The sequence below is a fragment of the Gordonia sp. McavH-238-E genome, assembly GCF_022348225.1.
Taxonomy (GTDB): Bacteria; Actinomycetota; Actinomycetes; order Mycobacteriales; family Mycobacteriaceae; genus Gordonia; species Gordonia terrae.
The window spans coordinates 332,987-353,748 of the sequence record NZ_JAKRFE010000004.1 but is presented as its reverse complement, the minus strand read 5'-3'; the positions used below and the strand labels follow the sequence as shown (position 1 = coordinate 353,748).

Below are 20,762 nucleotides of genomic sequence, written 5' to 3'. Positions count from 1 at the left end.
CGGTCTTCACCGAGAGGTTGACCACTGTTGCCGATCCCTTCGCATTGCCTGCCGCCGTGATTCTAGAGCCACGGTCTCGACCGTCTCAGCCCGACAGCGGCCAGACGACCGGGATGACCAGAACGGCGATCACGAGCCAGCACATCATCGTGACCGCACCCAGCCGCCAGTAGTCGCCGAATCGGTACCCGCCGGGGTTCATCACCATCATGTTCGCCGGCGTGGCGATGGGGGTCAGCAATGACGCCGCTCCCGCGACGCACACGAGCATGAGGACCGGTCGGGCGTCGACGCCGACGTCGTGCGCCGCGGCCACCGCGATGGGGATGACGATCAGTACGGTCGCCGCGTTGGAGATGAACTGCCCGACCGCCGCGGTGAGCAGGAACAGCACGATGAGCAGCACATGGGGACTGTGACCGGCCACCAATCCGACGATGGGCCGCGCGATCATCTCGGCGCCGCCGGAGTCGGAGATGGCGGTCGACATCGGGATGAGCGCCGCGATGAGCACCAGGGTCGGCCAGGACACCGCACGATAGGCCTGTTCCGAGTTGATGACGCCGGAGACGACCATCGCCAGGGCCGCGAGCAGACCGGCGACCACGGGCGGCACCACGCCGGTCGCGAGGAGCGCGATCATCGCGACGAGCACGAGTCCCGCCCGCGGTGCGGACCGGGCGAGCCGACCGGTCTGGCGTCGTACCTGTTCGGCGGAGTCGACGACGAGGACGCGCTGGTCGTCGGCGAGTGCGTCGATGGCGCCCCAGGGTCCGTGAACCAGCACCATGTCGCCCTCCTGGAGGTCCACGGTCCGCGCCCCGACGTCAGTGTTGCGCCGCCGGATGGAGAGGACGAGCAGGCCGTCCTCGCGGATCATCCCGGGGAAGGCCGGTGTCCCGACCCAGGCGGATCGCGGTGGCACCACCAGCTCGCAGATGCCGTCATCGCGCCCGATGAGCGACCCCTGCCTGCGGCGCCGACCCGCGACGTCCTCCATCGTCAGTTCGTGGTCGCGGGCCAGCTGTTCGACCACGCGCCCCGCCCCGGAGATCACGAGCACGTCGCCCACCTGAAGTGGCGTGGTGTCGTCGACGATCCGGGCGCCCGGACGTTCGGTGGCGACGAGAACGACGTCTGCGCGCTCGCCCTCGGTGTCGTGTCCGGCGTTCACGAGTTCGGCCGGGGTGGACGAGACGGCGACCGAACCCGGGCCGACGTGCAGCCGGTAGATCCGCCGGTCCAGCTCGTAGTGTTCGGCGACTGCTCCCAGATAGTTGCTGAAATCTCTTGGCAGCGTGGTGGACTCACGCCGGGGGAGTAGCCGGTCGCCGAACAGGACGGCGATGGCCGCGGTCGCGGCGAGCAACGGGAGTCCGACGAGGGCGAAGGAGAAGTATCCGAAACCCGTGCCGGTGTATTCGACCGCGGCTTCGTCGATGATGACGTTGACCGGACTCCCGGACAACGTCAGCAGTGCGCCGGCGCTGCATGCGTAGGCGAGGGGGATCAGTACCCGGGAGGGCATGATGCCGGCGTGCCGGGCGATCGCGACCGTCACCGGCACCAGCGCCGCCGCCGCACCGTTGACGGTGATCAGGGCGCTGAGGCCACCGGCGAGACCCATGATCGACAGGACGGCTCGCGCTCGCCCGGTGCCGGCGACGCGGCCGACGGTTCGGCCGATCCACCCCGTGATGCCGGACGCCTCGAGTGCCTCGCTGACAACGAACAGCGATGCGATGAAGACGATGACGGTCGCGCCGAGGCCGCTGGTCATCGACTCCACGCTGACGAGGCCACACAGGTAGAGCGCGAGCGCCGAACCGATGGCGACGACGCCGACGGGCAACCGGTTCCACACGAACAGGACGACGGTCACTGCGAGGATGATCAGACTCGTGGTGGCGTCCGACATCGACCCATCGTCGCATCACCGCCGAGCGCGCGCCGCGATCACGTGGACGATGCGCGTCGGGGGAAATCCCTACCAGGCGTGCACGGTGTTCTGCGCGGACTCCAGATCTTGTCCGAGCAGCAGTTCGACGGCGTCGCAGCCGTTCGCCAGGAGGAGTTCGACCTCGCTGCGGGCGGCGGACGGGAACGGCTTCAGCACGAAGTCGGCCGGGTCCTGACGGCCGGGCGGGCGGCCGATTCCGATGCGCACTCGCAGATAGTCGCGGGTACCCAGTACCTGGCTGATCGACCGCAGGCCGTTGTGGCCGCCCTCGCCGCCGCCCCGTTTGAGGCGGACGGCGCCGAAGTCGATGTCGAGTTCGTCGTGGACGACGATCAGGTCGTCGACGGACACGGAGTAGAACTTCGCGAGCGGGCCGATCTGACGACCGGACTCGTTCATGTAGGTGCGTGGCTTGGCCACGAGCACCGACTGGCCGCCGAGGCGTACCTCGGCGACCTCGGCGCCGGACTTCTTGTGCACCTTCCAGCGCTCGCCGGCCGAGGCGACGAGGCCGTCGGTGACCATCGCGCCGACGTTGTGCCTCGTCTTCTCGTACTTGGACCCGGGATTACCGAGTCCGACAACCAGTTTCACCACTGTGGGAGCTTCACTGCCGGGTAGGCCCACTCATGGGAACCTCACCACTCGACCGAAGGGCCGAGGGTCGGATCACTCCGACTCCGCGGCGGCTTCCGCGGAGGCCTCGGCGTCGCCCTCACCCTCGGCGTCGGCCGAGCCGTCGGCCTCGGACTCGGTGGCGGCGAGCTGCGCCTCGGTGACCGACACGATGAGGGTCTCCGGATCGGCGGTGAGGGTCACGCCCTCCGGCAGGTCCAGATCGGCGGCGTGCACGGACAGGCCGACCTCGGCGTCCTCCACGCTGACGACGATCTGCTCGGGGATCGACAGGGCGTCGGCCTCGACCTCGACGACGCTCGCGTCCTGGACGACCAGGGTGCCCGGAGCGGCATCGCCCTCGACGATGATCGCGATCTCGACGGTGACCTTCTCGCCGCGGCGGACGATCAGCAGGTCGGCGTGCTCGATGTAGTTGCGGATCGGGTGGACGTCGACCTGCTTGGTCAGCGCGAGCTGGCTGCTGCCCTCGATGTCGAGATCGATGACGGCGTTGAGGCCGCTGTTACGCAGGATCGCGGCGAACTCGCGAGCCGGGAGGTGCAGGTGCTGGGGGTCGGTGCCGTGGCCGTACAGCACGGCGGGGACCTTGCCCTCGCGACGTGCGCGACGCGCCGCGCCCTTGCCCTTCTCGGTGCGGGTGCTGACGGACAGCTTGCTGGTCTGGGTGGCCATGATGGTCTCCTCGCGATCGGTGGGTGTGTTCGGTCGGCGTCGCGACGAGCGACACCGGGCACGAGGACCGACGCGGGCATCCATCAGCCCGTAGGGCGTGCAGAGTGCTGCGATGGCCGCGCCGATCACGGTGACTGGGTCACCCTCGCCGAGACAACGGCGACCAGAGTAGCCGATGACCAGCCGGGATGTCACATCCCCCGCTGCCGACGCCGAGCTCGGGGATACTGCTGACATGACCTCACAGACGCCGATCGAGATCGTGACGACCCTGCTGACCGAGTTCGCGCGGGGCGACGTGCCCGCCGCACTGGAGACCATCGACGACGACATCGCCTACACGAACGTCTCGTTGCCGACGATCCGCGGGAAGCGGAAGGTGGCCGGCGTCCTGGGCGGGGTGGCGCGTAAGAGTTCGGTGGGATTCAACTACCGGATGATCAACGTGAGCGCCGACGACACCGGTGTGGTGCTGACCGAGCGGGTCGACGAACTCCGGTTCGGCCGGCTGCACCTTCAGTTCTGGGTGTGCGGTCGCTTCGAGGTGCGCGAGGGCCGGATCACGGTGTGGCGCGACTACTTCGACTACTTCGACATGACGAAGGCGCTCGTCCGCGGGGTCGCGGCCCTGGCCGTGCCCTCGGTGCAGCGGCCGTTGCCCGCGCCGGCGGTCTCGGCCCGACCCGCACCCGCCTGACCCGGCCGCTGCCGGCGGTCAGAGGATCTCGTCGAGTTTGTCGATGGGCCGCGGGATGCGAGTGCCCTTGTCGGTCACGACGATCGGGCGTTCGACGAGGATGGGGTGCTCGACCATCGCGTCGAGGATCTGATCGTCGGTGGCCGAGGCGAGATCGAGTTCCTTGTAGAGCGCCTCGCGTGTCCGGACGGCCTGTTTGGGTGTGATCCCGGCGTCGGCGAACAGCTCGACGAGTTGCTCGCGGCTGTACGGCTCGTCGAGGTATTTGACGATGGTCGGCTCGATGCCGGCGTCGCGGAGCGCCTGGAGCGCCTTCCGCGAGGTTGAACACTTCGGGTTGTGATAGATCGTCGCGTCCACGGACCTCACGGTACCCCGCCGGACCGACGGGGTACCGGGGTCGGCGTGAGGCAGCACGGTCACCGGTTGCCGAAGTAGCTGACGTCGTCGTTGCCGATGAGGTCGGGCACCGTCCAGCCGTCGAGGTCGTACTCGGAGAGGCATTGTTCGGCGAGCCCCTTCATCTGCGTTGCCGTGCCCCGGCTCTCGGCGAACATGAGCAGCTCGGCCTTGACGCCCTCGTGGTTGCCGGCATAGTTGCGCTCGTACAGTTCGTGACGCCCGCCGAACTCGCTGCCGATCGAATCCCACAGTGCCTTCATCACCTTCACGCGGTCGACCGCGACGATGCCGTCCGACCCGCGGACGTACTTGTCCAGGTACGGCCGCACATGCGGGCTCTTGAAGTCGGCGGCGCTCGAGGGCAGGTAGATCAGGCCCGACGCCACGTCCTGCTCGATGATCTCCTTGACGCGGGGATAGCCCTGCTGGGCGAACATGCGGTAGGTGAGGCCGTACTCCAGCCGTGGGATGACGGTGTCGCCGATCCACGGTTCGGGGTTGTGGACCATGGCATCGGTGAGGGACCAGAACAGGTTTCGCCATCCGATGACCTCACCGACGCGGGTCTGCACGCCGCGGAATCCGCCGGCGCCGGTGCAGTCGAGCGCCTTCATGAGCAGGCCGGCGATGAAGTCGAGTTTGACCGCGAGTCGGGTGCACCCCTGCAGGGTGAACCGGGGGAGGAAGCCGGACTGCGGGAAGAAGGAGTTGATCTTGTCGACGTCGCCGTACATGAAGACGTTCTCCCACGGCACGAGAACCTTGTCGAACACGAAGATCGTGTCGTTCTCGTCCATCCGGCTCGACAGCGGGTAGTCGAACGGGGTGCCCATCACCGCGGCCTGCTGCGTGTAGGACGAGCGGCAGATGAGTTTCACTCCGGGTGCGTCCATCGGAACGGTGCAGATCAGCGCGAACTGCTTCTTCTTGATGGGTAGCCCGTAGTGGGAGATGAAGTTGTAGTTGGTGATCGCGGAACCGGTGGCGACGACCTTGGCGCCCGAGACGATCAGGCCCGCGTCGGTCTCCTTCTCCACCTTCATGAAGACGTCGCCGACTTCGTCCGGCGGCAACTGGCGGTCGACCGGCGGGTTGATGATCGCGTGGTTCCAGTACAGGACCTTCTCCTGCGATTCCCGGTACCAGCGCTCGGCATTGGCCTGGAACGGGGCGTACAACTCCGAATTCGCATGCAGGGTCCCGAGGAAGCTGGCCTTGTAGTCGGGGCTGCGGCCCATCCAGCCGTAGGTCATCCGCGCCCAGGTCGCGATGGCGTCGCGATCCTTCACCAGGTCCGCCGACGATGTCGGCGCCCGGAAGAACGGCATGGTGACGCCGCCGTTCCCGGTGTCGGTCGGGGCGGTCACCGCGTCGGCGGTCGCCGGATCGTGCATCGCATCGTAGAGCCGTGCGGTCATCCGTACCGGGTTGCGGAAGGCCTCGTGGGTGGTCACATCCGGGACACGCTCACCGTTGAGCCAGATCTCGCGGTCGTCGCGCAACGACTCGATGTACTCGTCGCCGGTCATCGGGCGTGTCGCGAACGTCTCGGTCCTGTTGGCCTCGGAGTCGGCGGCCACGTTGACCTTGCTGCGGTCGATGCCCGCAGAAGCGGTGTCGGGGAAGATGTCGGTTGCGGTCATGATGATCCTCATTCGTGTTGTGGGACGGTCGTGCTCTGCTGGTCGGGGTGTCGGGGCGTTTCCATGTGGCTCAGGCGGATGCCGCGACGGGCACCGGAACGCAGCTCGGGGTGAAGCGGGCGCTCGCGTCGAACCACCGGCTGTGCGGGTCGTCGAGGCTGCCGCAGTACGCGGTCGACCCGGAGCGGTCGCCGAGCTCTTGGAAAGTGCTGCGGTAGAACAGGAGCGGCTCGGCAGAGCTGTCCACCACGGCATCGACGATCTCGCCGACGCAGATGATGTGGTCGCCGCCGTCGTACGCCGCACACGGCGAGCAGATGAGCGTCGCGGCGTTACCCGCCAGCGCCGGCACGAGCCAGTGCGAGGACCACTCGGGGCCGGGGCTCTGCGGCTTGCCCGCGAAGTGCATCGCGGTGTCGAGCTGGTCAGACGCCAGGATGTTCACCGCGAACGGGGTGTCGTCCAGGTAACCGCAGGCCTTGGATTTGCGGGTCAGGGTGACCTGGCACAGGCGGGGTTCCAGCGATATCGCGGTGAATGCGGTCACCGTCGCGCCGTGGGCCTCGCCGTCGTCGTTGGTGCAGGTGACGACAGTGACGCCGCTTGCGAATTGGCCGAAGATGTTCCGCATCGCTCGTTGGTCCATCGGGATCAGCTCCTCAGTGCTCGGCACCGGTTGTGTCTCTGGGACGTGGTGCGTGGTTGCTGTGGATGCGAATCTATGACCGCGGTCACAGATCGTCGATCCGCATTGCGAAGCCGTGATCCGGATTGCGCAGGGGATGAAATCCGAACCGCCATGGCGATGGGCAGTGATCGTCGTCACAGCTAGGGTGGACGCCGTGAGGGTTGTATCGACGCCTGCCCCGGGGGATGGCCAGGTATCCGCGCCGGCCCGCGACTCGTCGGTCAGACGGGTGGTGAGCTCCGGAAATGCCGACTGGGACGAAGTCCACGAAGTTGTCGCCGATGCCTACTTTCCGCATGAGCTGAGGCCGCTGTCGCGGGATGACGCGTCGCATTACCGGCTGGAGTCCGCGCCGATCGGATCGACGGTGTTGGCGCGTATCGGCTTCGGCGCCGACGTGTCCATCGACACCGATCACCCGGGTGCGTGGGCGATCAACATCCCGCTGTCGGGAAGTCTGTCGTCGATCACCGAGGGTCGGGAGATCGTGTCGGAGCCAGGCCAGGCCACCCTGAACCCATCAGATACGCCGACGCTGATCACCAACTGGAGTCGGTCGTGCGAGATCGTCGGCTTCAAGGTGGAGCGGGACTATCTACAGCGTGAGATCGACCGCATCGCGGGCCGGCCCGGGCGGTCGCTCACGCGCCAACTCGATCTCCGTTCAGGCGCGGGCGCGGAGTGGCCCGCACTGCTGCGGTCGGCTCGCCAGCAGGTGGCGCAGTCGGAGATCGTGTTGCTGCGCAACGAGAGAATGGCCGAACAGCTCGGCGGTATGCTCACCACCGGCCTGGTGCTGGCCGCGCTACCGGAGTCCGAGGACGCCCTCGCCGGCACACGGCCGCGCACCGTGAAGCGGGTGATCGACGCGATTCACGGTGATCCGGCACATCCGTGGACGGTCGGTGAGCTCGCCGAGATCGGCTGCGTCAGCGCCCGGCGCCTGCAGCAGGGTTTCCGCGAATGTGTCGGCATGAGTCCGATGGAATACCTGCTCGACGTCCGGCTCGAGTGCATCCACAACGATCTGCTGGCCGGGGGCGCCTCGACCATCACCGATGTCGCCACCCGGTGGGGCGTTCTGCACACCGGCCGCTTCGCCGCGGCTTACCGCCGCAAGTACGGCGTGGCACCGTCGGAGACGAAACGGATGGCGGGTGCCTGAGTCGTCGACGTCCGCATCCCTGATGCACCAGGTTCCTGCCCTCTGAGGTGGGAGGAGCGAAAGCGACGAGCCGGTGCCGACCCGTCAGGCGATGCCGTCGAACAGGCTTGTGACAGAGCCGTTCTCGAAGACCTCGCGGATCGTCTGCGCGAGCAGGGGAGCGATCGAGAGGACGGTGAGGTTCTCGAACCGCTTCTCCGCCGGGATCGGCAGGGTGTCGGTGGCGATGACTTCCTTGGCACCGCAGCTCGCGAGACGCTCGGCCGCGGGGTCGGAGAACACGCCGTGGGTGGTGGCGATGATGACGTCGCCGGCACCGGCGTCCTTGAGGACGCGCACCGCGCCGGCGATGGTGCCGCCGGTGTCGATCATGTCGTCGATCAGGATGCAGGTCCGGCCCTCCACCTCGCCGACGACGCGGTTCGACTTGACCTGGTTCGGCACGAGCGGATCACGGGTCTTGTGGATGAAGGCGAGCGGGGCGCCACCGAGGGTGTCGGCCCACTTCTCGGCGACACGCACGCGACCGGAGTCGGGGGACACCACGGCGATGTTGTCGGTGCCGTACTTGCCCCGGATGTACTCGGCGAGCTGTCCCTGCGCGTGCATGTGGTCGACGGGGCCGTCGAAGAATCCCTGGATCTGATCGGTGTGCAGGTCGACCGTGATGATCCGGTCGGCGCCCGCGGTCTTGAGCAGGTCGGCGATGAGGCGGGCCGAGATGGGCTCGCGACCCCGGTGCTTCTTGTCCTGGCGGGCGTACGGGTAGAAGGGGAGGATGACGCTGATGCGCTTCGCCGAACCGCGCTTGAGGGCGTCGATCATGATGAGCGCCTCCATGACCCACTGATTCAGCGGGTACGGGCAGCTCTGCAGGACGAACGCGTCCGAGCCGCGCACGGAGTCCTCGAAGCGGACGAACAGCTCACCGTTGGCGAAGTCGCGGGCGGTCTGCGGCGTGACCTTGATGCCCAGTTCGTCGGCGACTGCTTCGGCGAGTTCGGGATGGGCACGACCAGAGAACAGCATCAGGTTCTTCTGGTTGTCAGTGGTCCAGGTCATGAAAACTCTTCTGTTCGTGTCGTTTCGGATCTGCAGGGTCGAGCACGGGTCGGGGTGTCAGGCCGTCCCGGAGTCGTTCTCGCGTGCGTCGAGGGCCGCCCGCGCCGCCGCGGTGTCGGGCCGCTTGCGCACGACCCAGTCCTCGATGACGCGTTGTTCTCCCGCCGAGACCGCGAGGGCCCCCGGCGGTACATCTTGCCGCACGACGGTTCCGGCGCCGGTGTACGCCCCGTCGCCGACGGTGACCGGGGCGACGAACATGTTGTCCGAGCCCGTGCGGCAGTGGTCGCCGATCACCGTGCGGTGCTTGGCGACTCCGTCGTAGTTGACGAAGACGCTCGACGCACCGATGTTGGAGTGCTCGCCGATGGTGGCGTCGCCGACGTAGGTGAGGTGCGGGATCTTCGATCCGTCGCCGATGGTCGCGTTCTTGGTCTCGACGAACGTGCCGATCTTGCCCGCGACCCCGAGCGCCGTCCCGGGACGAAGGTAGGCGAACGGACCGACGGTGGCGTCGGCACCGATGACCGCGTCGCTGCCGTGCGTCCGGATCACCTGCGCACCCGTTCCGACGGTGACGTCGGTGAGAGTCGTGTCGGGTCCGATCACGGTGTCGGCGGAGATGTGTGTACGACCGTGCAGCTGTGTGCCGGGCCGGATCTGCGCATCGGGCTCGATGGTGACGTCGATGTCGATCCACGTGGTCGCCGGGTCGACGACGGTCACCCCGTCGAGCTGATGACGACGGATGATGCGTCGGTTCAGTTCGGCGCCGAGCGCGGAGAGTTGCGCGCGGTCGTTGCACCCGGCCACGACTACCGGATCGGCGACCGTGTGTCCGCGGACCGCCCGCCCCTCGCCGCGGGCGATCTCGACGATGTCGGTCAGGTAGTACTCGCCCTGCACGTTGTCCGTCGACAGCTTCGACAGACCGACGCGCAGCGCGGCGGCGTCGAAGGCGTACACGCCGGCGTTCACCTCGGTGATCGCCCGCTGCTCGGGGGTCGCGTCCTTGTGTTCGACGATTGCCGCGACGGCGTCCCCGTCGCGGATGATGCGTCCGTATCCGGTCGGGTCGTCGGCAACGAAGCTCGTCAGCGTGACGGCGGCCCCGCCGCCGTCGAGGTGGGTGTCCACGAGGGCGCGCAGGGTGTCGGCGTCGAGGAGTGGGACGTCGGCGGCGGTGACGATGACGGTGCCGTCGAAATCCTCGGGGAGCGCGCTGAGTCCGACCCGGGCGGCGTCGCCGGTTCCGCGCGGCGAGTCCTGCTCGGCGATGCCGACCTCGACACCCAGGAGCGCGGCGATCTCACCGATGGCCGCCGTCACCCGTTCGCGTTCGTGGCTGACGACCGCGACCAGGTGCTCGGGTCCGATTCCTGCCGCGCCGTGCAGCGCATGGCCCACGAGGGACCGTCCGGCGATGGTGTGGAGGATCTTCGGGGTCTTGGACTTCATGCGGGTACCGGCGCCCGCGGCCAGGACGATCACGGCCACGGATGGCGACGTTCCCGTCATCGAATGCCCACCCTCTTCCGGATCGGTGACTGCCACGATCATGTCTCCTCGACGGCGCCGACGGGGGTCGCTGACCCGGCCCGCGGTCGCACGTCGGGTGCGATCCTACGCATCGGTGCCCCACGGCCGAAATGCAGCGCGCTGTTTGTGCCCGATCCTCCCGACGGGGCCTGATAGAACACATAGGGACCGCGAACGCCGAGCGATCAATTGGTAGATCCAGCTGATGTCCCGTCGACTGTCACCGACGGATCAGGGTGGGTGCGGGAGCGAGAACCAAGCGCGCCGGAGTTGTCCGGTTCGTGAAACGACGACACGGAGGTAATGAATGAGCACGCAGAAGACGGCGATCGTCACCGGGGCCGCACGGGGGATCGGCGCGGCCGTGGCCAAGCGTCTGGCCGACGACGGACTGGCGGTGGCCGTCCTGGACCTCGACGCCGACGCCTGCGCCGACACCGTCAAGGCCATCACCGACGGCGGTGGCAAGGCCATCGCGGTGGGTGCCGACGTCGCCGACGAGGCCTCGGTGAACGCCGCGGTCGAGAAGGTCGTCGCCGAACTCGGCAAGCCGACGGTGGTCGTCAACAACGCGGGCATCACCCGTGACAACCTCCTGTTCAAGATGACTGTCGACGACTGGGACGCGGTCATGGCGGTTCACCTTCGCGGCGCGTTCAACGTCACCAAGGCTGCTCAGAAGTACATGGTCGAGGCGGAGTGGGGACGCATCGTGAACCTGTCGAGCACCTCGGCCCTGGGCAACCGCGGCCAGGTCAACTACTCGGCGGCGAAGGCGGGCATGCAGGGATTCACCAAGACCCTCGCGATCGAGCTCGGCCGGTTCGGCGTGACCGCCAATGCCATCGCACCCGGATTCATCGAGACCGAGATGACCGCGGCGACCGCCGAGCGCGTCGGTGTGCCCTTCGAGGACTTCAAGCGCGCCGCAGCGGGCCAGATCCCGGTCAACCGTGTCGGTGTGCCCGAGGACATCGCGCACACCGCGTCGTTCTTCATCAGTGAGGGTGCGGGCTTCGTGTCCGGCCAGGTCGTCTATGTGGCCGGCGGCCCCAAGGACTGATCGGTCTCAGGCCTCGTTTCGACGACGCGATCCCGACCGGAGGCGCGAAGTCGAAACGAGGTCGCGCCGACGTGAGTGCCGCGGTGCTGTGGCACAATCGTCAGCGCAGTGATCCGCCATGGTGTAATCGGCAACACTCCTGATTTTGGTTCAGGCATTCTAGGTTCGAGTCCTGGTGGCGGAGCTCATGAGTCGAGGCGTGTTCGCCGATCTCAGCTACTCGCAGGTGAGCGGGTGGTTCGCGGGAGAGCAGTTCCTGCTCGACATCCGAAGTTCAGGTGGACAGCAAGTCTTGGGCGGTCTACGTCCTACCTTGTTCTTCGCGGCGATTGCGGACCCGGCCATACGGCTATCACCGCTACCGCTTCAGTAATTTACGGCTATGAATGCTACGTCTTGGTGGATGTGGATTTGTCCGGCAGTGGGTGATCGGTCATCGCGGTCCGCTGACACTGGGACTAGCAACCGCCGACCGTATACTTCGGGACCAGTCGTTCGCATTTCGCATGCCGCTTCACAGTTTTAATTACCCGGGATCGGCGGGTGGCACATGTTGATTTGAATCCGCGGTACTGGCGTCCGGGTACATCTCGGAATACGCGTCCATTACCGGATGTGTGCTCTGATGTTTGACTGGCGCCGGAGGGAGCCCGTGTTTCTCTCGGAATCGGTTGATTACGATCAGCCCGTAAATCATCAGCGCCAATAGATACGTTTCGACCTCATCTCTTGTGATTGTCACCGTTTGGCCAGGCGTGAAGCGGCCGCCGCCGGAATCATCGAAGTAGCGCTTATCGGCGACACCAGCACGGTGTGCCCACACGTTGCGGTCCTGCTGAGCGTGCAAGATTGCAGACTTTATGATTCGTGGAACGTGGCCGTTCAGGCCTACCAACTCGAGTTGGGATTCAAACTTCCCGACGCCCCGGCTGTTCGAACGCTGGGCGCTCACGGCGTCTTTCAATACGCGATCGAGCATGTGCTCATCATCGAGCTGGAGAAAGGTGCTGATGGGGTATCTAGTCTTATTGAAGCACGGCATATCGAGGAGGCTTCGATCATGGGCTATTGCCGCCTTGCAGACATCCTCGATGTACGCTTCAAATCCTCCCCACAGTGATAAGAGAACTAGAGCATTCGTGAAATGAAACTCGGCATCCATTTCACGCTGCGCTTTTGCCCCAGCCTCGACTATTACAGCCTTCTTATCCGCATCCAGATTGATTTTAAATAGTGAAGCTATCGGTTCCGGGATCGAACCCAGCAGTGATGCGACTGGAACTAGCGCCTGGACTGCGGCCTGCGTCGTCCGGAGATAGTCATAACCGCGCTCGAAAAAGGTTATCCAAGTAATGCTCGCAACTCCAAGTCGCGACTGCGTGAATTCGAGTTCGGTCATTGTGATCGAAGGCATATAGTTACTCTCGTTAGTAGGCGGGTTCTTGCTATCCTCGACAAGATAAGTTTAAGACTCTCATAACAGTTCAACGTTCGATCATCGATCGAAATCTCCCATCGTGGAGGATGCTTATCTAGGCGAGGGGGCTCGATAAATGTATTTTCGGGCGAAGGCGTTAGTCGTCAATCTTAATCACCGTGTTTCGCGGTTGAAAATCTACTCCGTCTGATTATTCCTGCATAAGAAGGCGGAATTTCCAACTTGTTCAATTTCGAGTTCGTATCAATAAAATTGAGTCCGCATGTCCGAAAGCTGCAAACAGCGTCTGCGGAATCAATTCAACCGAGGCGGAGCTCTGTCGGCTATCTACACGAGTTGCGCCGAGAAAAACACTAACTAGCACCCCAAGATGGGATAAACTCAGGGCGCCGACGACGCAATTTAGGTTTCGGTGAACTTTCGGCTGCAAGGAAGCGTACCTTCTGGGCGGCGAGCTCTTTCCAGGCTGGTTCGCCGTCCCACTTTCGGGGTGAGCACCACTTGCGAGCGCGTGATTCGTACGCAAGCAACCAATCGTCGCTTGACAAGGCGCCATCGGATTCGGCTCGGCGCCGAAGGGTAGAAAGATCGACGCCGGCTAGGGATACTGGCCTCTGCGAAACTTCGTGCGACAGAAGTATCAGAGAGCAGTTGTCATCCATTGCAGCAACTTTTTGCGCGACGGACGCATCGAGCGGCAATTCAAGCCGCTGCAGAGTGGCTAAAGCCCATGCGACTTCGAAACCGTGGTCCAGCGGCGCATGTTCCTCACATATCTGATTCAGGACTTCGCAGGTCAAATCGTCGCTTGCGTCGAGTCCGCGGTCCTTTGCAAAGGACATCACTTGGTGGACATGTCTCAGCGAACTCGGCTCTTGGACCGCTGACGCAAGAACGCAGTCCCGATACAGAGGCCAAGAATGATCGCCGGCGGGGAACGGGTCACATCGCTTAATTGCGTAGCTAAGCGCTCCGATGTCTGGTCTAACCCTTGACATTTCGAACGCCTGGCTGAATAGTTCAACAACGTCATTAGATAAATTTGAGTCGTTGTCGTCCCGGTATCGAGCATTACGTAACTGGGACACCCACGGTTGTTCAGGCATCTCGATACCCGTCGAAATTCCAACCTTCAAAGGATTGAGCGATAGCTCGTACCGTGCAAGTGCTATTTCATACTCTCCCAAGATCTCGGCAGCTTGATCATGCGTCTTGGCGAAAACAGTCATATCATCACCGAATCGATATGCGTGCGACGCAAACCACGAACCAAAGCTCGGGTTCTTTGCCATATATTCGTCGACGCGAGCCAAGATTATTTCTGACACGATCCACGAGGTGTCTGGGCCAATTGGAATTCCGACTGTTTGGCCGTCTCGACAGTTTCGCAAAAATTTGTCAAGTTCGGAACCAAGGCATTTAACCCTCCGGTTAGCCTTCGCCTTTGACTTTCCCCTAATCGCCCAGTCTACGGCGTGGGTGTATATCGAGGGATAGAACTGGCTAATGTCGGTTTTGATCGTGAAACGGCCGCCGGGAATTCTGCTCATTGTTTCGAGTTGACGGGTCTTGCCTTGTGTTGCGCGGCCTACCAATGAGCGGTAGGCAGCTTTCCTGCGCACTGGTCGGCCGAGAGATACTGGACTGCGTGCTGTAATTCTTTGTAATTTGTCCCAGTTCGCCGCGCAGATATTCGAGACGTGAAACTGGGCGAACGGGTTCGGAATCTCGGTGGAACGACGGGTGCCGCCGACACGTGCGATGCTGAAACGTGTTGCTTGGACGGGGTACGAGGGTTTCGGCGCTGTCAGACGGGGAAGTGCTTTGGAGAGCGAATCTGATGAAAACGCCAGCGGAATTTCACGCGGCAGGTACCCGCGTTGAAGGCTTGCAGTGAGCAGCATCGGCGTAGCCTACACGATTATCAGGCCCGCGTTGGGGACTATTTCGGTGCTGATCACGCGAATCTCTGAATCCGTCTCAGCGCTTACGAAACCTAAAGTTCGCCACGAAAGCGCAGCGCTCACTCCGACTTGCTCCCGACGACCTTCATGAAGTCGGCGCGCGGTCGGGCGATTGCCCTCCTGCCGGAGAACCTCAGCCCGCCGGTCGCGCCAGCCCCAGATTGTCCCGCAGCGTGGTGCCCTCGTAGTCGGTGCGATACACGCCGAGTTCTTGCAGGACCGGCACCACCTCGTCGACGAACCGGTCGAGCCCGCCGGGCACGATGTGGGGCACGAGGATGAAGCCGTCCGCGACGTCGGCCTGCACGAAGTCGTTGATCGTGTGCGCGACGGTCAGCGGCGAGCCGACGAATGACTGGCGGCCGGTGACCTCGATGATGAGTTCACGCGTCGTCAGGTTCTTCGCCTCGGCGAGGTCGCGCCACTCGCGGGCGACGGCGACCGGGTCGCGGTGCATACGCACGCTCGCTCGTCCCTTCGCGACCGTGTTCTCGCCCGGGACCGGATCCTCCTGCGGGAGCGAGCCGTCGGGGTCGTGGGCGGAGAGATCGCGGTTCCACAACTGCTCCAAGAACTTGATCGCAGTCTGCCCGCTGACCTGCTGCAGGCGCACCTCGTGGGCGAGTTCGGCGGCCTGCGCGTCGGTGTCGCCGACGACGAACGTGGCGGCGGGCAGCACCAGGAGTTCCTCGGGACGCCGGCCGTGGGAGGCGAGCCGCCGCTTGACGTCGGCGTAGAAGGCTCGGCCCGCGTCGTAGGTGGCGTGCCGGGAGAAGATGGCGTCGGCGGTCGCGGCCGCGAACTCCCGTCCCTCATCGGAGTCCCCGGCCTGGAAGATGACCGGCCTACCCTGCGGCGGACGAGGGGTCGGAAAGTGCCCGTGGATGTCGAATTGCGAACTCGTGAAGTCGAATTCGCCGGCATCCTCACGAGCCAGGAATCGGCCGCTCGAGGTGTCGGCGAGCACGTCATCGTCGCGCCACGAGTCCCACAGCGTCGCCGCGGCGGTGAGGAATTCCTTGGCGCGTGCATAGCGCTGGTCCTCGGGCAGATAGCCCCCGCGACGGAAGTTCTCGCCGGTGAACTCGTCCCACGAGGTCACCACATTCCAGGCCGCGCGTCCGGCGGACAGATGGTCGAGGGTGGCGAATTGCCGTGCGACGTCGACGGGTTCGTTGAAGGTCGAGTTGATGGTGCCGGTCAGGCCGAGGTGGGTGGTCACCGCGGCCAGGGCGGACAGGACGGTGAACGTGTCCGGTCGCCCGACCACGTCGAGGTCGTAGATCAGCCCGTTCTGCTCGCGGAGTCGCAGGCCTTCGGCGAGGAAGAAGAAGTCGAACTTCCCGCGCTCGGCGGTCTGGGCGAGATGGACGAATGAGTCGAACTCGATCTGGCTGCCCGACGCCGGGTCGCTCCACACCGTGGTGTTGTTGACCCCGGGGAAGTGTGCGGCGAGATGCACCTGCTTGGTCATGCGACACCGGCCTTTCCAGTGGCGAATCGGTTGGACGGGCGGTCGAGGCCGAGGTGTCCGCGCAGCGTCGACTCGGTGTATCCGGAACGAAAGAGGTTGCGGCGTTGCAGTTCCGGTACGAGCCCTTGCGTGATCGCGCGTAGGTCCTCGGACAAGGCGGCCGGGTGCAGCCGGATACCGCTGATTCCCGCCACCGCCGCCCAGCGTTCGATCTCGTCGGCGAGTCCGGTCGGTGTACCGGTGAACGCAGCACTGTCGGGTGTGAACGGTTCACCGGCCCAGTCGTCCAGTTGAGCCCGACGCCCTTCCGCCTCCTCGTCCGATGCGGCCAGCACCACGGACAGGTCGACGAACAACAGTGCGGGATCGTCGATCTCACGACCGGCGTCCGAATGGGCGGCACCCACGGCGTCCACCGCGCGCACGGCGTCGTCGACATCGCGGGGGCTGATGAACCCGACATCGGCACCCCGCCCGATCACCTGTAGGTCGGTGGGATGTGCGCCGGTCGCGGCGACGACCGGCCGCCCCTGCGGCGGGCGCGGGGTGATGGCGGGGCCCCGCACCGAGAAATGGTCCCCGGCGAAGTCGATGTAGTGCAGCTTGTCTCGGTCGATGAAGCGGCCGGTCGCGACGTCGCGGATCTCGGCGTCGTCCTCCCACGAGTCCCAGAGCAGTCCGAGCACGGTCGCGACATCCAGCGCCTCGGACGCGAGGTCGGCGAGCACCGCCGGGTCGTCGGGGAAACTCCGCCTGCCGAACAGAGCGGCCTCGGCTGGGTCCGCGGTGGTGCGCAGGACGACTCCGGCACGGCCGTTGCTGACGTAGTCGAGAGTCGCGATCGCCTTGGAGACGTGGAACGGCTCGGTGTGGGTGACCGTCGCCGTCGGGATCAGCCCGATCGAGCGGGTCGTGGGTGCGAGACGGGAGGCGAGCAGTACCGAGTCGAGTCCACCGGTCGCCCGGTCGGTACGCGGGCGCACGCGGTGCAGGGCAAACGAATCCGCGAAGGTGACGAAGTCGAGCAACCCGGTTTCGGCCTCTGCGATCAGTCGCTGCCAGTATGCCGCCGTCGTCAGGGTGTGTGGCTGGGCCCCGGGCGCGCGCCACGTACCCGGATGCGACCCCGAACCGTCGAGCGCCACGGCAACATGCACGTGTTCGGCCATCGAGTCCTCCCTCAGTCGTGTCGTGGATGTCTGTCCCCGTCTCGAACGGTGGCGGGAAACCGGGGATTCCGGGACCCGGTCATCGGATCGTGGTGGGTCAAACCCTTCCGATCTGCCGCCGACCACGCTTCGGTGATCAGGATGAGGCGTGTTCGGCGGAGGACTCGAGACGGTCAGGGAGAGGCATGACAGACAAGGAACCGATACCGCTGTCGGTGCTCGACCTCGCGCCGGTCACCGAGGGGAGTGACGCCGCGACGGCAGTGCGTCGCAGCGTCACGCTGGCCCAGCACGCCGAACGCCTGGGATACCGGCGGTTCTGGCTCGCCGAGCATCACTTCGTCGCGGTCGCCAGTTCGACGACCACCCTCATCGGGCTGATCGCCGGCGCGACCGAGTCCATCCGGGTGGGGCCGGCGGCGGTACAGAGCGGACTGCACACCCCGGTGTCGATCGTGGAGGCATTCGGGACGATCGACGCGTTGTACCCCGGTCGGCTGGACCTCGGTCTCGGCCGGTCCGCTCAACGTCGCACCGAGTTGTCGACCGCAGACCCGCAACCGGCACCCCGCGAGCCGGCACCCCGACAGCCCGACGAGATCATCGACGGCCTGCTCATCCCGACGCCGTTCCCCGTCGAGTCGGTCCTGAACGCACCGCGGGTCGTCGCCGCGTTCGAGGCGTCGCAGTTCGACGGTGCGTCACCGCCGGACTTCGACGACGCCGTCGGCGACGTCCTCGCACTCTTGTCCGGCGACTTCGTTCACCACGACGTTGCACTGACCGCTGTGCCCGGACGCGGCGCGGACGTGGCGATCTGGATCTTCGGGAGCAGCAAGGGGCAGAGTTCCCAGACCGCGGGGGCGCGTGGCCTGCCGTTCGTGGCCAACTATCACGTCAGCCCGAGCACGGTCCTCGAGGCCGTCGAGGCGTATCGCAGCGCCTTCCGCCCGTCGTCGGTCCTGGCCGAACCCTATGTCGTCGTATCCGCGGATGTCGTTGTCGCCGAGGACGAGCCGACCGCACGTCACCGCGCGTCCACCTACGGACACTGGGTGCACGGCATCCGGAGCGGCGCAGGCGCGCAACCGTATCCGGACCCGGATACGGCACGTCCCCTCGACGACGGTGCGCGCGTTCTCGTCGACGATCGGGTACGCACCCAGTTCGTCGGTGATCCCGAGACCGTCGTGGACGGTCTGCGGACACTCGCCCGGGTGACCGGCGCCGACGAGTTGTTGGTCACCAGCGTCACGCACGACTTCGACCATCGATTGATCTCGCACGAATTGCTCGCCACCGCGTGGGGATTGTGAGGGCAGTGACGTGACCGGTTTCGCGACAGCGGGTTTCGGGAGGCGCGCGGGCGTGCTGGCGTCGTTGAACGCCGTATGTGCGGGCATCGGACGCCGTGTCGACGTCGACCTCCTCGCCGCCGGCGCGGCTCTGCATCCCGAGGCGCCGCCACTGGGTCTGCCGCTCCAGACAGCAAGAACGGTCGGCCGCGAACAGCCCTCGTAGCCGGCTTCCGGTGGCACCATGGGGTTCCTCGGCGACGACGGTCGTCGCCGGTGAACGGCCACGAGGAACTCTCACCATGTACGAGACCCCGGACGAACTCCGCGACCTCCAGACGCTTCTCGACGCGTCCCTGTCCCGATCGACCGACCACCTCCGTTCCATCATCAATACCGAGAACACCGTCGACGCAACCCGATTGACCGAAGTCCTGACCGGTATGCGAGTGCTGGCGCTCTCGACGGTGACCGCATCGGGTGAACCGCGGATCAGTGCCGTCGACGGTCATTTCCTCCACGGCAAGTGGGTCTTCGGGACCGCGCGCACGGCCGCGAAGGCCCGGCACCTCCAGACACGCCCGGCCGCCAGCGCCGCGCACATCCAGGGCGAAGAACTCGGCGTGTTCACGCACGGGACGGTCGAGATCCTCAACCCGCTGGACGGTCCTCGCGCCGATGACTGGCCCGAGTTGGTGGCGCACTTCAAGAAGATCTACGGTGACGACGCCTTCGACTGGGACGTCGAAGTCATCTACTTCCGATTGCACCCGCACTGGATGACGGTGTACGCCCCGAACCCGTCTCGTTGACCGTGCGTCGAAAATCATTGACTGTGCGCCGGTCGAACGTGGGACGCACAGTCAACGGATATGGACGCACGGTCGACGGTCAGTCCACCGGGACGATGAACCCCTCGTCCTTGAGCCAGTTGTACGCGACGTCGGACGGGTCGGCCCCGTCGATGTCGATGAGCCCGTTCAGTTCCTGCATGAGCGGATCGGTCAGCTTGGCCGAGACCGGCGCCATGAGTTCGGCGATCTCCGGATTGGCCTCGTTGAGGCCGGTGTTGACGACGACGCACCCACTGTAGGGGAGGAAGAATTTACGGTCGTCCTCCAGGACGACGAGATCGAGGTTCTTGATGCGGCCGTCGGTGGAGTACACCATGCCGAAGTTGCAGGGTTCGCTGCGTGCGGTCGAGGTGTAGACGACACCGGAATCCATGGTGGTCACGTTGCCCTTGGGCACGCCTCCCGGGGCGCCGAGCGGGATGTCGTAGGCCTCCAGCATCGGGATGAAACCGTCGGCGCGCGAGAGGAACTCGTCGTTGATGCAGAACGTCCGCTCGGACTCGGGCAGCTTGGCGATGTCGGACATCGTGCGGACGTTCAGCCTCTTGGCGGTGGGCGAGGAAGCCGCGAACGCGTAGGTGTTGTTGAAGTTCGACGGCGGCAGCCACTCGACGCCGTTGGCGCGTTCGGCGTCCCGGACGCGTTCGTAGAGCTGTTGCGGGTCGGAGATCGTCTCGGTCTCGCCGAGGTAGGTCTGCCACGCCGTGCCGGTGTACTCCCAGACGATGTCGGCGTCGCCGTTGAGGACCGCCTGTCGCGACGACATCGAACCAGGCGCGTTGGTCAGGTCGTCGACGTCGGCCCCGGCTGCAGCCAGGTAGGTTGCGGTGATCTTGCCGAGCAGGACCTGTTCGGTGAAGTTCTTCGACGTCACCGCGATCGACGTCCCTTCGAGCGGACGTTCGCCGCCGGGAAGGGAGGCGGGACGGAAGGTTCCGGACGAACTGACCAGCCCGCACGCCGACAGTGTCATCACCAGGGCGGCCGACGCGGCCAGGAGAGTGAGTGCGCGCGAGCGGGACAGGCGTGACCGAGCCA

Annotated in this window: 19 protein-coding genes and 1 tRNA gene; 7 read left to right on the top strand and 13 right to left on the bottom strand. The window is 65.4% G+C overall.

The features are described from left to right. Positions 1 to 85: 85 nt before the first annotated feature. The 3 genes from MHN80_RS07970 to MHN80_RS07960 all read right to left on the bottom strand — a co-directional run bounded on the left by MHN80_RS07970 (position 86) and on the right by MHN80_RS07960 (position 3,271). The gene (locus MHN80_RS07970; protein ID WP_239400739.1) at positions 86 to 1,918 is read right to left on the bottom strand and encodes an SLC13 family permease; all 1,833 of its coding nucleotides are present in this window, start codon (positions 1,916 to 1,918) and stop codon (positions 86 to 88) included. Between the two features lie 69 nt (positions 1,919 to 1,987). Then, positions 1,988 to 2,554, bottom strand: a complete 567-nt coding sequence (pth, locus tag MHN80_RS07965; protein ID WP_239400819.1) for an aminoacyl-tRNA hydrolase — start codon at positions 2,552 to 2,554, stop codon at positions 1,988 to 1,990. A gap of 75 nt (positions 2,555 to 2,629) precedes the next feature. Next, the gene (locus MHN80_RS07960; protein ID WP_239400737.1) at positions 2,630 to 3,271 is read right to left on the bottom strand and encodes a 50S ribosomal protein L25/general stress protein Ctc; all 642 of its coding nucleotides are present in this window, start codon (positions 3,269 to 3,271) and stop codon (positions 2,630 to 2,632) included. A 235-nt stretch (positions 3,272 to 3,506) separates the two neighbouring features. Here MHN80_RS07960 and MHN80_RS07955 point away from each other — a divergent pair, with 235 nt between their 5' ends. Next, on the top strand, positions 3,507 to 3,968 hold the full coding sequence (locus MHN80_RS07955; protein WP_239400735.1) for a limonene-1,2-epoxide hydrolase family protein: 462 nt from the start codon (positions 3,507 to 3,509) through the stop codon (positions 3,966 to 3,968). An 18-nt stretch (positions 3,969 to 3,986) separates the two neighbouring features. Here the strand turns inward: MHN80_RS07955 and arsC are convergent, their stop codons facing one another. From arsC to MHN80_RS07940, 3 genes are all read right to left on the bottom strand, one after another. Further along, entirely contained in the window at positions 3,987 to 4,328 is a 342-nt protein-coding gene (gene arsC, locus MHN80_RS07950; RefSeq protein WP_033203654.1) for an arsenate reductase (glutaredoxin), read from the bottom strand. Positions 4,329 to 4,387: 59 nt separating this feature from the next. Continuing rightward, the gene (locus tag MHN80_RS07945; protein ID WP_239400733.1) at positions 4,388 to 6,013 is read right to left on the bottom strand and encodes a 4-hydroxyphenylacetate 3-hydroxylase family protein; all 1,626 of its coding nucleotides are present in this window, start codon (positions 6,011 to 6,013) and stop codon (positions 4,388 to 4,390) included. Between the two features lie 70 nt (positions 6,014 to 6,083). Then, a complete protein-coding gene (locus MHN80_RS07940; protein WP_239400817.1) occupies positions 6,084 to 6,659 on the bottom strand; it encodes a flavin reductase family protein in 576 nt (191 codons plus the stop codon). Between the two features lie 196 nt (positions 6,660 to 6,855). Here MHN80_RS07940 and MHN80_RS07935 point away from each other — a divergent pair, with 196 nt between their 5' ends. Continuing rightward, complete coding sequence (locus tag MHN80_RS07935; protein ID WP_374206314.1) at positions 6,856 to 7,866, top strand: AraC family transcriptional regulator; 1,011 nt, start codon at positions 6,856 to 6,858, stop codon at positions 7,864 to 7,866. 84 nt (positions 7,867 to 7,950) lie between these two features. Here the strand turns inward: MHN80_RS07935 and MHN80_RS07930 are convergent, their stop codons facing one another. After that, a complete protein-coding gene (locus MHN80_RS07930) occupies positions 7,951 to 8,928 on the bottom strand; it encodes a ribose-phosphate diphosphokinase (protein ID WP_004022643.1) in 978 nt (325 codons plus the stop codon). 57 nt (positions 8,929 to 8,985) lie between these two features. Beyond that, entirely contained in the window at positions 8,986 to 10,446 is a 1,461-nt protein-coding gene (glmU, locus tag MHN80_RS07925) for a bifunctional UDP-N-acetylglucosamine diphosphorylase/glucosamine-1-phosphate N-acetyltransferase GlmU (protein WP_239400813.1), read from the bottom strand. 328 nt (positions 10,447 to 10,774) lie between these two features. On the opposite strand from glmU, the gene fabG reads away from it, so the two are divergent. Further along, positions 10,775 to 11,530: a 3-oxoacyl-ACP reductase FabG gene (gene fabG, locus MHN80_RS07920; protein WP_101819216.1), complete on the top strand. Its 756-nt coding sequence runs from the start codon at positions 10,775 to 10,777 to the stop codon at positions 11,528 to 11,530. Between the two features lie 112 nt (positions 11,531 to 11,642). Continuing rightward, a tRNA-Gln gene (locus MHN80_RS07915) sits at positions 11,643 to 11,714 on the top strand. Positions 11,715 to 12,056: 342 nt separating this feature from the next. Here the strand turns inward: MHN80_RS07915 and MHN80_RS07910 are convergent. The 4 genes from MHN80_RS07910 to MHN80_RS07895 all read right to left on the bottom strand — a co-directional run bounded on the left by MHN80_RS07910 (position 12,057) and on the right by MHN80_RS07895 (position 17,575). Beyond that, positions 12,057 to 12,944, bottom strand: coding sequence for a hypothetical protein (locus tag MHN80_RS07910; protein ID WP_239400731.1), 888 nt, complete (start codon positions 12,942 to 12,944; stop codon positions 12,057 to 12,059). A gap of 377 nt (positions 12,945 to 13,321) precedes the next feature. Beyond that, positions 13,322 to 14,872: an RNA-directed DNA polymerase gene (locus tag MHN80_RS07905; protein WP_239400729.1), complete on the bottom strand. Its 1,551-nt coding sequence runs from the start codon at positions 14,870 to 14,872 to the stop codon at positions 13,322 to 13,324. Positions 14,873 to 15,065: 193 nt separating this feature from the next. Further along, positions 15,066 to 16,406: an NtaA/DmoA family FMN-dependent monooxygenase gene (locus MHN80_RS07900; protein WP_239400727.1), complete on the bottom strand. Its 1,341-nt coding sequence runs from the start codon at positions 16,404 to 16,406 to the stop codon at positions 15,066 to 15,068. Continuing rightward, a complete protein-coding gene (locus MHN80_RS07895; RefSeq protein WP_239400725.1) occupies positions 16,403 to 17,575 on the bottom strand; it encodes an LLM class flavin-dependent oxidoreductase in 1,173 nt (390 codons plus the stop codon). Before MHN80_RS07895 ends, MHN80_RS07900 begins: the two co-directional genes overlap by 4 nt. 185 nt (positions 17,576 to 17,760) lie before the next feature. Between MHN80_RS07895 and MHN80_RS07890 the strand changes: the two genes are divergently transcribed. The 3 genes from MHN80_RS07890 to MHN80_RS07880 all read left to right on the top strand — a co-directional run bounded on the left by MHN80_RS07890 (position 17,761) and on the right by MHN80_RS07880 (position 19,682). Continuing rightward, the gene (locus MHN80_RS07890; protein ID WP_239400723.1) at positions 17,761 to 18,891 is read left to right on the top strand and encodes an LLM class flavin-dependent oxidoreductase; all 1,131 of its coding nucleotides are present in this window, start codon (positions 17,761 to 17,763) and stop codon (positions 18,889 to 18,891) included. A 10-nt stretch (positions 18,892 to 18,901) separates the two neighbouring features. Continuing rightward, positions 18,902 to 19,096 (top strand): hypothetical protein, encoded by a 195-nt coding sequence (locus MHN80_RS07885; protein WP_033203652.1) that lies wholly within the window; start codon positions 18,902 to 18,904, stop codon positions 19,094 to 19,096. A 76-nt stretch (positions 19,097 to 19,172) separates the two neighbouring features. Then, positions 19,173 to 19,682 carry a pyridoxamine 5'-phosphate oxidase family protein gene (locus tag MHN80_RS07880; protein ID WP_239400721.1) on the top strand — a complete coding sequence of 170 codons (510 nt, stop codon included), beginning with the start codon at positions 19,173 to 19,175 and terminating at the stop codon, positions 19,680 to 19,682. Positions 19,683 to 19,761: 79 nt separating this feature from the next. Here the strand turns inward: MHN80_RS07880 and MHN80_RS07875 are convergent, their stop codons facing one another. Then, complete coding sequence (locus MHN80_RS07875) at positions 19,762 to 20,697, bottom strand: glycine betaine ABC transporter substrate-binding protein (protein ID WP_373278302.1); 936 nt, start codon at positions 20,695 to 20,697, stop codon at positions 19,762 to 19,764. Positions 20,698 to 20,762 lie beyond the last annotated feature (65 nt).

Excerpts from the sequence above, each read along its gene's own strand:
- MHN80_RS07970 (WP_239400739.1), bottom strand. The coding sequence starts at position 1,918 with ATGTCGGACGCCACCACGAGTCTGATCATCCTCGCAGTGACCGTCGTC.
- MHN80_RS07960 (WP_239400737.1), bottom strand. The coding sequence starts at position 3,271 with ATGGCCACCCAGACCAGCAAGCTGTCCGTCAGCACCCGCACCGAGAAG.
- MHN80_RS07955 (WP_239400735.1), top strand. The coding sequence starts at position 3,507 with ATGACCTCACAGACGCCGATCGAGATCGTGACGACCCTGCTGACCGAG.
- MHN80_RS07945 (WP_239400733.1), bottom strand. The coding sequence starts at position 6,013 with ATGACCGCAACCGACATCTTCCCCGACACCGCTTCTGCGGGCATCGAC.
- MHN80_RS07940 (WP_239400817.1), bottom strand. The coding sequence starts at position 6,659 with ATGGACCAACGAGCGATGCGGAACATCTTCGGCCAATTCGCAAGCGGC.
- MHN80_RS07930 (WP_004022643.1), bottom strand. The coding sequence starts at position 8,928 with ATGACCTGGACCACTGACAACCAGAAGAACCTGATGCTGTTCTCTGGT.
- glmU (WP_239400813.1), bottom strand. The coding sequence starts at position 10,446 with ATGACGGGAACGTCGCCATCCGTGGCCGTGATCGTCCTGGCCGCGGGC.
- fabG (WP_101819216.1), top strand. The coding sequence starts at position 10,775 with ATGAGCACGCAGAAGACGGCGATCGTCACCGGGGCCGCACGGGGGATC.
- MHN80_RS07910 (WP_239400731.1), bottom strand. The coding sequence starts at position 12,944 with ATGCCTTCGATCACAATGACCGAACTCGAATTCACGCAGTCGCGACTT.
- MHN80_RS07905 (WP_239400729.1), bottom strand. The coding sequence starts at position 14,872 with ATGCTGCTCACTGCAAGCCTTCAACGCGGGTACCTGCCGCGTGAAATT.
- MHN80_RS07900 (WP_239400727.1), bottom strand. The coding sequence starts at position 16,406 with ATGACCAAGCAGGTGCATCTCGCCGCACACTTCCCCGGGGTCAACAAC.
- MHN80_RS07895 (WP_239400725.1), bottom strand. The coding sequence starts at position 17,575 with ATGGCCGAACACGTGCATGTTGCCGTGGCGCTCGACGGTTCGGGGTCG.
- MHN80_RS07890 (WP_239400723.1), top strand. The coding sequence starts at position 17,761 with ATGACAGACAAGGAACCGATACCGCTGTCGGTGCTCGACCTCGCGCCG.
- MHN80_RS07880 (WP_239400721.1), top strand. The coding sequence starts at position 19,173 with ATGTACGAGACCCCGGACGAACTCCGCGACCTCCAGACGCTTCTCGAC.
- MHN80_RS07875 (WP_373278302.1), bottom strand. The coding sequence starts at position 20,697 with ATGACACTGTCGGCGTGCGGGCTGGTCAGTTCGTCCGGAACCTTCCGT.